This window comes from Arthrobacter sp. 24S4-2, assembly GCF_005280255.1.
GTDB lineage: Bacteria > Actinomycetota > Actinomycetes > Actinomycetales > Micrococcaceae > Arthrobacter.
Window position 1 is genome coordinate 2091597 of the sequence record NZ_CP040018.1, and the last position, 12820, is coordinate 2104416.

At 65.9% G+C, this 12820-nt stretch carries 13 protein-coding genes and 2 pseudogenes; 3 read left to right on the forward strand and 12 right to left on the reverse strand.

Going from position 1 to position 12820, the window contains the following annotated elements; translation table 11 throughout:
- Nucleotides 1–5 precede the first annotated feature (5 nt).
- From FCN77_RS09560 to FCN77_RS09585, 7 genes are all read right to left on the reverse strand, one after another.
- Nucleotides 6–860 carry a xanthine dehydrogenase family protein subunit M gene (locus FCN77_RS09560; protein ID WP_137322086.1) on the reverse strand — a complete coding sequence of 285 codons (855 nt, stop codon included), beginning with the start codon at nucleotides 858–860 and terminating at the stop codon, nucleotides 6–8.
- Nucleotides 857–2932: a xanthine dehydrogenase family protein molybdopterin-binding subunit gene (locus tag FCN77_RS09565; RefSeq protein ID WP_368074323.1), complete on the reverse strand. Its 2076-nt coding sequence runs from the start codon at nucleotides 2930–2932 to the stop codon at nucleotides 857–859. The genes FCN77_RS09560 and FCN77_RS09565 overlap by 4 nt, the downstream gene beginning before the upstream one ends.
- The gene (locus FCN77_RS27620) at nucleotides 2824–3225 is read right to left on the reverse strand and encodes a hypothetical protein (RefSeq protein ID WP_368074324.1); all 402 of its coding nucleotides are present in this window, start codon (nucleotides 3223–3225) and stop codon (nucleotides 2824–2826) included. Before FCN77_RS27620 ends, FCN77_RS09565 begins: the two co-directional genes overlap by 109 nt.
- On the reverse strand, nucleotides 3222–3734 hold the full coding sequence (locus FCN77_RS09570) for a (2Fe-2S)-binding protein (RefSeq protein ID WP_137322087.1): 513 nt from the start codon (nucleotides 3732–3734) through the stop codon (nucleotides 3222–3224). The genes FCN77_RS27620 and FCN77_RS09570 overlap by 4 nt, the downstream gene beginning before the upstream one ends.
- Nucleotides 3735–3843: 109 nt before the next feature.
- Nucleotides 3844–4992, reverse strand: coding sequence for an XdhC/CoxI family protein (locus tag FCN77_RS09575; RefSeq protein ID WP_137322088.1), 1149 nt, complete (start codon nucleotides 4990–4992; stop codon nucleotides 3844–3846).
- Entirely contained in the window at nucleotides 4985–6085 is a 1101-nt protein-coding gene (locus FCN77_RS09580) for a VWA domain-containing protein (protein WP_137322089.1), read from the reverse strand. Before FCN77_RS09580 ends, FCN77_RS09575 begins: the two co-directional genes overlap by 8 nt.
- A gap of 3 nt (nucleotides 6086–6088) precedes the next feature.
- Nucleotides 6089–6973, reverse strand: coding sequence for a MoxR family ATPase (locus tag FCN77_RS09585; protein WP_137322090.1), 885 nt, complete (start codon nucleotides 6971–6973; stop codon nucleotides 6089–6091).
- A gap of 231 nt (nucleotides 6974–7204) precedes the next feature.
- Between FCN77_RS09585 and FCN77_RS27625 the strand changes: the two are divergent.
- Nucleotides 7205–7351, forward strand: a pseudogene (locus FCN77_RS27625) (VapC toxin family PIN domain ribonuclease); the annotation flags it as partial.
- Nucleotides 7352–7416: 65 nt separating this feature from the next.
- Here FCN77_RS27625 and FCN77_RS09590 read toward each other — a convergent pair.
- From FCN77_RS09590 to FCN77_RS09610, 5 genes and pseudogenes are all read right to left on the reverse strand, one after another.
- Nucleotides 7417–8366, reverse strand: a pseudogene (locus FCN77_RS09590) (IS30 family transposase); the annotation flags it as partial.
- 143 nt (nucleotides 8367–8509) lie between these two features.
- Nucleotides 8510–9109, reverse strand: a complete 600-nt coding sequence (locus tag FCN77_RS09595) for an NADPH-dependent F420 reductase (RefSeq protein WP_137322092.1) — start codon at nucleotides 9107–9109, stop codon at nucleotides 8510–8512.
- Nucleotides 9110–9420: 311 nt separating this feature from the next.
- Entirely contained in the window at nucleotides 9421–10053 is a 633-nt protein-coding gene (locus FCN77_RS09600) for an NADPH-dependent F420 reductase (RefSeq protein ID WP_137322093.1), read from the reverse strand.
- A gap of 58 nt (nucleotides 10054–10111) precedes the next feature.
- Nucleotides 10112–10681 carry an NADPH-dependent FMN reductase gene (locus FCN77_RS09605; protein WP_137322094.1) on the reverse strand — a complete coding sequence of 190 codons (570 nt, stop codon included), beginning with the start codon at nucleotides 10679–10681 and terminating at the stop codon, nucleotides 10112–10114.
- 164 nt (nucleotides 10682–10845) lie between these two features.
- Nucleotides 10846–11217 (reverse strand): DoxX family protein, encoded by a 372-nt coding sequence (locus FCN77_RS09610; protein WP_168709310.1) that lies wholly within the window; start codon nucleotides 11215–11217, stop codon nucleotides 10846–10848.
- An 85-nt stretch (nucleotides 11218–11302) separates the two neighbouring features.
- Here FCN77_RS09610 and FCN77_RS09615 point away from each other — a divergent pair, with 85 nt between their 5' ends.
- Together FCN77_RS09615 and FCN77_RS09620 are read left to right on the forward strand one after the other, a co-directional pair.
- Nucleotides 11303–11773: a MarR family winged helix-turn-helix transcriptional regulator gene (locus FCN77_RS09615; RefSeq protein ID WP_137322096.1), complete on the forward strand. Its 471-nt coding sequence runs from the start codon at nucleotides 11303–11305 to the stop codon at nucleotides 11771–11773.
- Between the two features lie 455 nt (nucleotides 11774–12228).
- Complete coding sequence (locus FCN77_RS09620; protein WP_137322097.1) at nucleotides 12229–12609, forward strand: STAS/SEC14 domain-containing protein; 381 nt, start codon at nucleotides 12229–12231, stop codon at nucleotides 12607–12609.
- Nucleotides 12610–12820: the final 211 nt, after the last annotated feature.

Below are 12820 nucleotides of genomic sequence, written 5' to 3' on the forward strand. Positions count from 1 at the left end.
TTCCGCTAGAGCCCCGCGGCCGTGACGACCGCCCGCCTGGTCAGAACCTCCGCCAGATGGCGCCGGTAGGCTGCGTCGCCATTGAGATCGCTGGCCGGATCGGTCCCCTCGGCTGCGTGCGAGCTGGCGGCCGCGATCGCGTCCCGGGTCAGCGGAGCCCCCGCCAGCGCCTGCTCGACCGCCGTGGCCCGCACCGGTGTGCTGGCCATATTGGTCAACCCGATCCTGGCCTCGGCGATGGTGCCGCCCTCCACCCGGACCATCGCGGCGACCGCGACGATGGACCACTGCTGGGCCACCCGGGTGAACTTCTCGTAGTGCGCGCCCCAGCCGGTGTACTTCGGCACCCGCACGTGGGTCAGAATCTCGTCCTCGGCGATTGCGGTGGTGAAGTAGCCCTGGAAGAAGTCCGCGGCGGCCACCCGGCGTTCCCCGCCCGGGCCGGCCAGGATGAACGTCGCCTCTGCGGCCAACACCGCCGCGGGCAGGTCGCCCGCCGGGTCGGCGTGCACCAGGGCGCCGCCGAACGTGCCGCGGTGGCGGACCTGCGGATCCGCCACCGTTGCCGCGGCCTTTGCCAGCAAAGGGACATGGGCGGCCACCAGCGGGTCGGTGGCCACCTGGTGGTGCGTCGTCATGGCGCCAATCAGCAGGGCATCCCCGTCCTCGCGCACCCCGGTCAGCCCTCCAATCCGGCCCAGATCGATCACCATCTGCGGGTCGGCCAGACGCAGCTTCATCACCGGGATCAGGCTTTGCCCGCCGGCCAGCAGCTTCCCCGCGTCGCCGGCCAAGGCCAGCAGGCTCAGCGCCTCCGCGACGGTATTGGGCGCGGCGTAGTCGAATGCGCTCGGAATCATTGGACACCTCCGGTCATCGTGGCTTCTTCAAGTGCGGCCCACACGCGGGACGGCGAACAGGGCATCCTGATGTCCTTCACGCCCAGATGCCGCACCGCGTCCAGCACACCGTTGACAATGGCGGGCGTTGAGGCGATGGTTCCAGCCTCCCCGACCCCCTTGGCCCCCAGCTGGTTGGTGGTCGAGGGCGTCTCGGTGCGCGCCGTGGTGTAGTGCGGCAGGTCGGGTGCGCCGGGAACCAGATAGTCCACAAACGAGCCCGTGACTAGGGTTCCGGCGTCGTCGTACACAGCCTCTTCATAGAGTGCCTGCGCGATTCCCTGTGCCAGACCGCCGTGCACCTGGCCCTCCACAATCAGCGGATTGACCACAACCCCGACGTCGTCCACGCAGACGTACTTGCGGATCGAGACCCGTCCGGTCTCGGTGTCCACCTCGATGGCCGCCAGATGGGTGCCGTGCGGGAAGGAGAAATTCTGCGGGTCGAAGGTCGCGTCGGAATCCAGGTTCGGCTCAAACCCGTCCGGCAGGTTGTGTGCCGAAAAAGTCGCCAGCGCGATTTCGCCCAGCGCCGTCGATTGATCGGTGCCCTTCACGCTGAACCTGCCATCGGCGAACTCGATGTCGTCTTCGCTGGCCTCCATGAGGTGAGCGGCCACGACCTTGGCCTTCTCGATCACCTTGTCCGCAGCGGCCAGCACCGCCATGCCGCCGACTGTCAGCGACCTGGATCCGTACGTGTCCAGGCCCCGTTGGGAGATCTGCGTGTCCCCGTGCAGCACCTCGACGTTTTCGAACGGCACGCCCAGCTTGTCCGCCACGAGCTGGCTCCACGCGGTTTCGTGGCCCTGGCCATGGGAGGAGGACCCGGTGACCACTTCGATGTTGCCTGTAGGCAGCACCCGCACCTGGGCGTGCTCCCAGCCGCCGGCGGCGTAGCTCAGCGCACCCAGCACCCGGGATGGGGCCAGACCGCACATTTCGGTGAACGTGGAGATGCCGATGCCCAGCTGGACCGGGTCGTTGGTTTCGCGGCGCCGGGCCTGCTCAGCCCGGAGCTCGTCGTAGCCGAAGAGTTCAACCGCCTTCGCAGTGGCCGCCTCATAGTTGCCGGTGTCGTATTCGAGCCCGGCAACGGTGGTGAACGGGAATTCCTCGTGCTTGATCCAGTTCCTCTCACGCACCTGAAGCGGGTCCAGACCCAGTTCGACGGCGAGTTCGTCCATCATCCGCTCGATCGCAAAGGTGGCTTCCGGACGTCCTGCACCGCGGTAGGCGTCCGTCCACGCCTTGTTGGTGAACAGATTGGTGCATTCGAACCGGTAGGCCGGGAACTTGTAGATCGAGTTGTACATGAAGGCACCCAGGATCGGGATACCGGAGGTGACCAGGCCCAGATAGGCTCCCATGTCCGCCAGCAGGTTGACGTCCAGTCCTGTGACGATCCCCTCCCTGGTGGCTGAGAGCCTCAACCGCTGCACCTGGGCCCTGCCGTGATGCGCCGCCATCATGGATTCGCTGCGGGTCTCGGTGTATTTGCACGGCTTGCCCGTGTGCCGGGCCGCGAGCACGGTAATTGCCTCTTCGGGGGTCACCTGCAGCTTTCCGCCGAAACCGCCGCCGACGTCCGGGGCGATCACGCGCACTTTGCTTTCCGGGATGGCCAGGGTCAGCGCCAGCATCAATCGCAGAATGTGCGGTATCTGGGTGGCCGACCATATGGTGATCTGCTCACCGGTGGGGTCCACGACGGTCGAGCGGGGCTCCATGAAGGACGGGATGAGCCGCTGCTGGTAGAACGTACGCTCAATGAGGACCTCGGCACCGTCCAGTGCCTCACGGATCGGTTTGCCGGTGCCGGCCTCGCCAGAGTCGAAGACCCAGGTGGCTGATTTGTTGGTGCCCAGGCCCGGATGGGCCAGCACCTGGTCCGTCGCCGCTTCCTCCAGATCCAGGACGGAGGTCAGCTCCTCGTAGTCGACGTCGACGAGTTCGACGGCGTCGCGGGCGGCGGCGGCGCTGCGGGCGATGATGCAGGCAACCACCTCGCCCGCAAAAGAAACCTCGTCCACGGCAATCGCCGGGTGCGCGGGGCCTTTTGGTCGGGCGTAATCGGCCAGGCGTTGGGCAGGCTGCCCTGCTCAGCCGCTACGTCGGAGCCGGTGAGAACCGCAACGACGCCGGGGGAAGACTTCGCGGCGGCGACGTCGACCGAGGTGATCTTAGCGTGGGCGAATGGACTGCGCACCATCGCCAGATGCAGCATGCCGGGCAGCGTGATGTTGTCAGTGTACTTGGAGCGCCCGGTGATCAGGTGGGCATCTTCCTTGCGGAGGCGGGCCCTGCCGACTTCGGTTGTGGTCATGACACACCTGCCGTTTCCGTATCGCCGCTGTCCGAGGACACGGTGCCCTCCGCGACGGCCTGGACCGCGGCAACGATGTTCTGGTACCCGGTGCACCGGCACAGGTTCCCCTCAAGACCGTCCCGGATTTCCTGTTCGGACGGGTGGGGGTTTTCGTCCAGCAAGGACGCCGATTGCATGATCATGCCCGGCGTGCAGAAGCCGCATTGCAGAGCATGGCATTGGTGGAAGGCCTGCTGCAGCGGGGCGAGTTTCCCGTCCCGGGCCAAGCCTTCGATGGTGGTGACGCGGTGGCCATCGGCCTGAACCGCGAACATGGTGCAGGACTTCACGCTGACGCCGTCCAGATGGACTGTGCAGGCGCCGCAGTTGGTGGTGTCGCAGCCAATCAATGTGCCGGTCTTCCCTAGCCGTTCGCGCAGGTACTGAACAAGCAGCAGCCGCGGCTCGACGTCGTCGGTATAGCTCACATTGTCGACTTCGACGGTGATCGTCTTGGAACTCGCCATTGAGATCTCCTCTCGCCTCGGAGGACGAGCATGACTGCCCGGCATCCAGTCTTGATGAGTCACACGCTACATCACGGCGAGGGGTTGTGGGCCGGGAATCTCGAAGTTCTTACCCTGCCTCCTCGTGGTCGGCTTCAGCCAGGGGCACATGGTGGATCCGGGCGTCCATGCTGCCCAATCTCGCGCCTCCCCCGCCCCAGTGCAACGCAATGATTTCGGCGGCGATCGACACCGCCGTCTCTTCCGGCGTCCGGGACCCCAGGTCCAGGCCGATGGGGCTGGAAAGCTTGGACAATTCGGCTTCGGTCAGGCCGGCCTCGCGCAGCCGCTCCAGCCGGTCGTGGTGCGTACGCCGGGATCCCATCGCCCCGACATAGGCCACGTCGTGGCGCAGCGCCACTTCAAGCAGCGGCACGTCGAATTTCGGATCATGGGTGAGCACACAGATCACCGTGCGTTCATCCACCTGGCCGGCGTCGATCTGCGCCTGCAGGTAGCGGTGCGGCCATTCCACCACCACCTCGTCCGCCTGAGGGAAACGCGCGGCCGTTGCAAATACCGGACGCGCGTCACAGACCGTGACCCGGTAGCCGAGAAAGCTGCCCTGTTTGGCGACGGCGGCAGCAAAGTCGATCGCGCCGAACACCAGCATCCGCGGCTGCGGGGCGAAACTGACCGCGAAGACGCGCATCCCCTCGCCTCGCCGCTGGCCGTCCGGCCCATAGCTAAGGGTGGCATTCCGGCCGGCGGCCAGCAGGCCCTGCACGTCGTCGCAGACCGCGTGGTCTGCACGGTTGCTGCCCAGGGAGCCGCTGAATCCGTCCGGACGGACCACCAGGTGGCGGCCGACCCAGTCCGGATCCGGGTGTTCGATCACAGTGACCACGGCCACCGGACGCCCGGCGCCGACGTCGTCGGCCACCTGCGGCAGCTGCGGGAAGGTCACGGTCGAGACCGGTTCGACGAAGACGTCCAGAATCCCGCCGCAGGTCAGGCCGACCTCGAACGCATCATCGTCGCTGATGCCGTACCGCTGCAGCACCGGCCGACCGTCGCGGGCGACCTCGGTGGCCAATTCGTAGAGCGCACCTTCGACACAGCCGCCAGACACCGACCCGACCGCATGGCCGTCGGCGTCGACCATCATTGCGGCCCCCGGAGGCCGCGGCGCGGACCGGAAGGCGCGGACCACGGTACCCAGTCCCACGGTTTGGCCGGCCAGTACCGAGGCAACTAAATCATCCAAGACTTCACGCATTGGCAAGCACGTCCAACAACTCCTTGAAACTTTGCATTGAATGCCCCCCTATAAAATAGTCAACGTGCGGCAGCACTGCCTTGATTCCCTGCTGTATGGGCTCGTACCCCACCTTGCCCCGATGCGGGTTGGACCAAACAATGCGCCTCGCCAAGTGATGCAGCCGCTCGACCTGGCGTCCCAGCAAAGCGGGATCGCCGCGCTCCCAACCGTCGCTGGCAATGACGACGACGGCGCCGCGTGCCACCACGCGCTGGCCCCAGCGGTCGTTGAAGGCCCGCAGCACTTCCCCCAAGCGGGTTCCGCCCGACCAGTCGGGGACGGCGCGGCCGGCGAGGGCGAGGGCCTTTTCGGCGTCCGGAACACGGAGGGCACCGGTCACCCGGGTCAACCGCGTGCCTAGGGTGAAGACTTCCACCTGAAGCGGAGCGGCCTCGACCACCCGGTGGGCCAGCCGCAGGAGGCTGTCCGCATAGGGTGCCATCGAGCCCGAAACGTCGATCAGCCAGACAACCCGGCGTGATTTGCGCGGCGCCCGGGCCCGGCGCAGCGGACCCGGCTCCCCGCCACGTCGCAGCTGGTCGCGCAGGGTCCGCACCCGGTCCACGTCGCTGTGCCGATCGGCACGTTTGCGCCGGGTCTGCCGGGTGGGCAACCGCACCGGCAGCTCCTCGAACATCCGGTGCAGCAGCGCCCGCTCGGTGTCATTGAGCGTAGCCACGTCACGGTGCCGCAGCCGCTCCCGCCTGCTGGCGAGCGCCATCTGTTGGTTCCGGCCGCCCTCCAGGCCGCCGTCATCGTCCAAAGAGGCCGCACTGACGGACGTTGCAGATGGCGAGACGCGCGTGGCGGAGGAATGCTCCACCGCGAACCAGGCCTCGAAGGTCCGCTGATAGGTTGGCAAATCGTCCGGTGAGGCGCACAGGGTTGCCCGGCCGGCCCAGAAAACGGTGGCGCGGCGGCCCAGGCCGAGCCGGCCGACGGCGTCAACGAAGTTCCGCGCCCGGTCCGCCGTCACTTTCACCCCGGCCGACCGCACCGCAGCGGCAAACGCCAGCAAGATCTCCTCGGCGCTGTGCTCCACGGCCGCCATCAGTCAGCCGAGCATCCGGGCCAGTGCCGCCGATACGCGCTCGGTGTCTTCACGGTACTTGCAAAGCGCGCCGATGCTCGCCACGGCCGAGGCCAGGTCCAGCTCGGCCCGGCCAAGCTGGTGCAGAGCCCGGGCCCAATCCAGAGTTTCGGCCACGCCGGGAGGCTTGAGTATGTCGTCGGAAGCCCGGATCTGCTGGACCACGCGTACCACCTGTTCGGCCAGCAGCGGGGGGACCTCCGGCAACCGCGTACGCACGATCTCCACCTCGCGGGCCAACCCCGGGTGGTCAATCCAGTGGTAAAGGCAGCGCCGTTTGAGCGCATCATGGAGGTCGCGGGTCCGGTTGGAGGTGAGCACCACAATGGGCGCGGTGTCTGCCTTGACCGTGCCGAACTCGGGGATCGAGACCTGGTAGGTGGAGAGCACTTCCAAGAGGAATGCCTCGAACTCGTCGTCGGCACGGTCGATTTCGTCGATCAGCAGCACCGCCGGGCTTTGCTGCAGCGCCTTCAGGATCGGCCGCGCAAGCAGGAATCGTTTGTCGTAGAGCGAGTGCTCCAGCTCGGCCACGCTCAACTCTGCGCCGCCGCCTGCCTCGACGCTGCGCAGATGCAGAATTTGGGCGGTGAAGTCCCAGTCGTACAGCGCTTGCGCGGCATCGATTCCCTCATAGCACTGCATCCGGATCAGTGGCAGCCCAAGGGCCTCCGCGAGGGCCTCGGCCAGGGAGGTCTTGCCCGTACCTGGTTCCCCCTCGAGCAGCAGCGGGCGTTCCATGCTCAGGGCGAGGTAGCCGATCGTGGCCAGGCCTTCATCGGCGAGGTAGCCGGTGGAGGCCAGCATTTCGGCCAGTGCTGCGGCGGAGCTGATCGACGTCTGCGTCATGGCACCAGCATAGGACCACTAATCGACGGGGTCCGGGGATTCGAGGCCAGTCGCCGGTGGGGAAACACATCATGCAGCTGCCGCGTTGTCACGGAGACGAGGCCGATTACGACGGAGTTCATCACGGCGGTGGCTATGGTAAATTCCAGACGCCCCAACCTTTCCGCAAGCTGACCCAAAGCTGCCTGACGACCTCGCCGGCGACACGGCCGACGATTTCGGCCCTATCCGATGATCCGGGCGATCCTGGACACCAGCGTTTTCATCGCTCTGGAATCCGGGCGCCCGCTCGACCGAAATAACCTGGCGGAGGAGGGTTCTATCTGCATCATCACTATCGCCGAGCTCAACGCACGGGTGAATGCGGCAACCGACACAGACTCCCGTGCCCGCCGGTTGGAAACCGTGGAAGCCCTGACCGCCACGACTGTGCTACGGCGAATTCAGGCGGTCGTTGCAACGGCGGGTTTTTCTGGTTCAAATATTAGCCGTTCCATGGCCTGGGCGGGGGTTATGCCGCCCAAGGTCTTGCGTGGCCGGGCGTTGAGTTCGGTGGCGACTTCGAGCAGCCGCTCGGGTGAGTGGGTGGACAGGTCGGTGCCCTTGGGGAAGTACTGGCGCAGGAGCCAGTGTTCTCGTTGGTTCCGCGCTGCCAGGGTGAGTGCGGGTCGCAGAAGAAGATGTCCATCCTGGTCGCGGCGCTGATCTGGCGGTGCTGGGCCAGCTCGGTGCCCTGATCCCAGGTCAGCGACTTACGCAGGTGCTCCGGCAGGGTCTTGATCGCTGCCAGCAAACCGTCACGGACAGCGATGGTGCCGTGGTCATCGGGCAGGTGGACCAGCATCGTAAACCGGGTCTGGCGCTCCACCAAGGTGGCGATGGCCGAGCGGCAGTTCGACCCCAGCACCAAATCCCCTTCCCAGTGCCCGGCCACGGCGCGGTCGGCGACCTCGGCGGGTCGTTCGCTGATCAAGATCATGTCCGGGATCTTCCCCGACCGCTTGCCGGTGGAGCGTCTTGGGCGCCTCACGGCGCGGCCCGTGCGCAAGTGTTGGTGCAGGTCAGCGCGCAGGTGACCGCGGCCCTGCACATACAGCGCCTGGTAGATCGTCTCGGGACACACCCGCATCTCCTCCCGGTCCGGGAACGTCATGGCGAGGTCGTCACTGATCTGTTCAGGGCTCCACTTCGCGCACAACTTGGCCTGTACCAAGGATGCCAGTTCCAGGTCATCGAACTTGCTGGCCTTGGGCCGTCGTCCGCGCATCTCGGCTCGTTTCTGCGCCGCATACGGGGCGTACTTCCCCCGGCCCCGCGGGCCCGTCCCGGGTCCGATACGGCGCAGTTCACGGCTGACCGTCGAGGCCGACCGCCTGAGCTGCGCTGCGATCGCGGAGCCGCATCAACAAGCAGCCTCAATCCGGGCAAGGAATTCGGAACCGGCCCAGGGATGGTTGATTTCGGCAAATTCCTGCCGGAAGATACTTGACCCGCTCCGGAATGTGAGGCGTTCCGGAGCGGGTGTCATACTCGCTGTCAGCCCTCCCGGATGGCGTGCAGGCCGGTCAGGGGTCCGCCGTCCACTTGCATCAGGCGGCCCATCGGCAGCGGGCCGAGGTCGACGGGGGCGAACCCGAAGCCCTCGACGACGGAGCGGAAGAGCTTCTTGGAGTTCTGGTCGTCGCCCGCGTAAAAAAGGATCCGGCGGCCGGCTGCGGTGATGGGGTCGGCGGCAACATAGGGGCCATACATGTTGTCGAAGGCCTTGATGACGTGCGCCCCGGGGATCAGTGAGGCGACGAGTTCGCTGCCTCCGATGTCCAGCTTGTCCGCGACAAACGTGGGGGTCAGACTCGCCCATTGGTTGGTGGCATCGATGACGATCCGCCCCTCGCGGGCAGGTAAGTTACCCACCGCCTCTCGGACCTTTGTCCAGGGGACGGCGAGGACGACGAAATCCGCGTCACCCGCTTCTGATATGGTGCCGGCGGAGGCGTGCGGCCCGAAGGCGTCCACGACGTCCTTGAGCGTCTCGGGGCCTCGGCTGTTGCTGAAGACCACGTCGTGACCGGCCTTCACTACGTGACCGGCTATGGCGCGGGAGAGCGTTCCCGCACCTATCATTCCGAACTTCATGGGCTTGTTCCTTCGCTGGTTGGGGCTGCCCGGCCCACCGCTCTCCGTGCGTGCCGGGGGGCGGTGAGTCGGCATATGAGCGTGTGGTCTGTGTCGCAGAAGGCCGGGGGCCTGGCCGGGAGCCCGCCATGTGAGCGGTTGCGTCACTCGCCGACTGGGCGGCGAGGGTCGAGGAGTGGGGCTTGCGGGGACTCGATCTTAGAGATCGAGTCCCCGCACCGGTCGCCGGATTGGTCGATCTGGTCCCGCGGGCCCGTTACTCCCTTGTTGTCTCGGCCGATCCGGATCGGGAGCGGCGCTTTGACGTGCGTTCAGCCGAGAAATTTAATGCTGAGGGAGAAGTTCTTCTGCCGCTGGGCCTGACCGAGAAGCAGCAGACCCGCTCCTTCCAGCCAGTGCGCGGTCTTCAGGTTACCGGTGTCCAGCGGGCGCAGTCCGAGGCTCTCGACGAACGAGGACACGGACGCCTTGGCGTTGGCGTCGTCACCGGCGATGAGCACATCGAGGGGGCGGCCCTCGACCTCACCGGACGCGAGGACGCCGCCGAAGAGCGTGTTGAACGCCTTGACGACATGCGCGCCCGCAGGGGCGGCCTTGGCGATCTCCTGTGCGGCGGAGCTGTCGTCGGGGGTGACGAGCGCGGTGAATGTGGTGAGATCGAAGGGGTTGGTGATGTCGACGATGACCTTGCCGGTCAGCGCGTCCCCGTACTGGCTGACAATGGGTGAGGCGCTGGCGTACGGCACAGCCAGGATGACGATGTCACCGGTGAGCGCGCCGCTTGCGATCGTCCCTGCTGTGGCATGGCTACCGAGGTCGCCGGCCAGGGCGGCGGCCTTGGTACCGTCACGGCCGATGACCTGGACGCTGTGGCCGGCGGTGACCGCCCGGGTGCCGAGGATTCGGGCCATGGTTCCGAGACCGATGATACTGATGCTGCTCATGATGTGTGCCTGCTTTTCATAGTCGAAGCTGAGGTCGTGTCGGGGGAGTGGGAGCCGGTCAGGCGTGTGCTGCGGTGGTGCGTTCGGCCGCCTTGGCAAGGCGGACGACGACGGACTTGAGTTCGGTGGAGATCTCGCTGTCGTCGAGCGGGTGGGTGTCGGCGAACCGTGTCAGTGAGTCGGGAATGGAGAGGGTGATGTCCTCAATCACATTGGCCTGCGCGGCTGTTGCTGCCTTACGGGCATCTTGGTGTGCCCAGACGCCGCCGTACTGGCCGCCCGAGGCGCCGATCACGGCGACGGGCTTTCCGGAGAGGGCACCGGCTCCGTAGGGGCGGGAGAGCCAGTCGATCGCGTTCTTCAGAACGGCGGACATGGTGCCGTTGTACTCGGGGACGAACAGCAGGAGGGCATCGGCATGCGCGGCGGACTCCCGCAGGGCTGCGGCGTGCTGCGGGATGCTCCCCTCGCTGTCGAGGTCCTCGTTATAGAAGGGCACCTGCTCGAGGTTTTCCTGTATGGACAGCTCGACTCCCTCGGGGGTGAGCTTGGCGGCGGCCTGGGCGAGCTGGCTGTTGTGTGAGCCGGTGCGTACGGAACCGACGAGGGCAAGGATGTGGATTGACATGGCGTCTCCTGGTGCTGCTTGGTGAGGCACGCGTCCGGGCGGACGGTGCTGGTTCAGGGTGAGGGGGCTCTGTGTGGAGCGGGGCGGGCGGGGCGGCGGAGCGATCTGCCGACGGCCTGGCAACCTGCCCCTGCGACAGGCACGGGTTCCGCTGGGTGCGTGGCTTATGCAGTCAGGGACAAGGCGGCCACGGTTGCCACGGAGACCAGGCCCAGGACGGCCGGTGCCATCGCCGGGCCCCGGGTCTTGGGGTTGGCGTAGTCGCCGGCGCGGCGGTGGTAGGCGATCGCTCCGGCGAACACGACGGCCAGGCCGGCAGCGGCCGCGATACCGAGCGGGTGCCAGAAGACTCCGACCGCCAGTCCGATCGCCGCGGCGGCCTCGGCCAGGCCGATGAACCGGGTGAGGGAGGCGCTGGCGCCCATGTGTTCCTGCAGTTGGCGCGGGATATCGCCCTTGAGCCTGATCTTCGGGATGCCCGCACCCAGTGCGGCGAGGGCCAGTAGAGCGCTGAGAACGATGGCTGTGATGGTCACGGTAAAACCTCCAAGTAGTTTATGTGTTAACCAAACCATAGGCGCCAAATGGTTAACATGTCAACCATGGGGTAACGTGGCAGGTATGAGTGATCAACTTTGGCTGGACGACCGGGAGCAGCGTGCCTGGCGCAGCCTGATGACGATGCAGGCCGACCTGTCCCAGTACATCGAGCGGCAGCTGCGCCAGCGCAGCGGTCTGTCGAGCGCCGATTACCAGGTGCTGGCGCACCTGTCGGAGGCACCGGAGGGGCGGCTGAGGGCATTCGCCCTCGGCGACCTTCTGCGCTGGGAGAAGAGCCGGCTCTCGCAGCATCTGACCCGTATGGAAAAACGCGGTCTCGTGGGCCGCGAACGCTGCGCGGCGGACCAGCGCGGCGCCGTCGTGGTCATCACACCGCAAGGTCGCGAGCTCATCGAGGCTGCCGCCGCGCCACACGTGACGGACGTGCGCAAGGTTCTGATCGACCACCTCACGCCGGAGCAGCTCGACCTCATCTGCGGACTCGGCGACCAGGTGCGGGCCCGACTGGCAGAACTCGAACAGGAACCCTGAGCACCGCAGCTACCTCCATGCGGAGTTTCAGAACCGACAACTACTTGCTGGCGAAAGCCCCGCCCTTACAGAAGACGGAGTGCACGGCTTGCCTCACGGACCTGCACGTGAGATGCGCCAATACCTAGTCTCAAAAACCAACAGCCTTTCGAGACAGATCGGCGACGTCACCAGCAAGCCCACACCGTACGAGAGAGCCCTACGAAATAGGAGCTCCTGAACAGCGAGGAGCACCCGTCCGGTCTTCAGCTACTTTGCCCCTGGGGACACCTTCGGGAGTCCCGGGCCGTGGGGGAGTGTCCCACCAGGGCTGTCCCACAACCAAGGAAATGGGACACTGCTAACAGTCTGGATCCGTTCACGAGCATTATCGGCGATGAGGCTCCGCCTTGACTCCTCCGCACCTCCAAGCAGGCAGCTAGTCTTAGCTACACAAGATGCTGGGGGAGCAAAAGATGAATCAAATAAGTGTTGGAAGCGGCAAGGGCACCGTGGAACTCGATGCTGAGGGAGTTCTTCACCTTGTGTGGAACCCAGGGACTATTCTGGTGGCCGATGATGTACATGCGGCGATGGCAACGGTCAATGAGGTTGCCGATGGTGCCGAGTATCCGATGTTGATCGACATAACGAACACACAAGAGGTGACCCGCCGGGCCAAGTCCGTCTTCAGCGTCCGGTGCGCTGCTTCACGGATTGCCCTGCTTGGCTCAAGCCCGGTCAATCGTGTCATTGCTAACTTCGCTATGGCGCGGCGGACCCTCCCGTGTCCAACTCGGTTTTTCACCTCCCGCAATGAGGCCATGCACTGGCTTCTCCAGGAGCCCCTTCCCTGACCCGGACCGTTGCTTCCAAAGGGCCAGGGGAGTTGCCGTATGTTGAGCAAAGCCGGGAGTGACGCAGCCGAAAGTGCCCAGTTCCAAGGAGCGGCTGATTGAGGTCGTCGCAAGCCCAACTAACTCGCTTACTATTTCCTGCACTGCGACGAAAATGCGCGTCAGTTGGGCTCTACGGGTTACGTGAAATACTTCGTGTGGTTCCCGAACT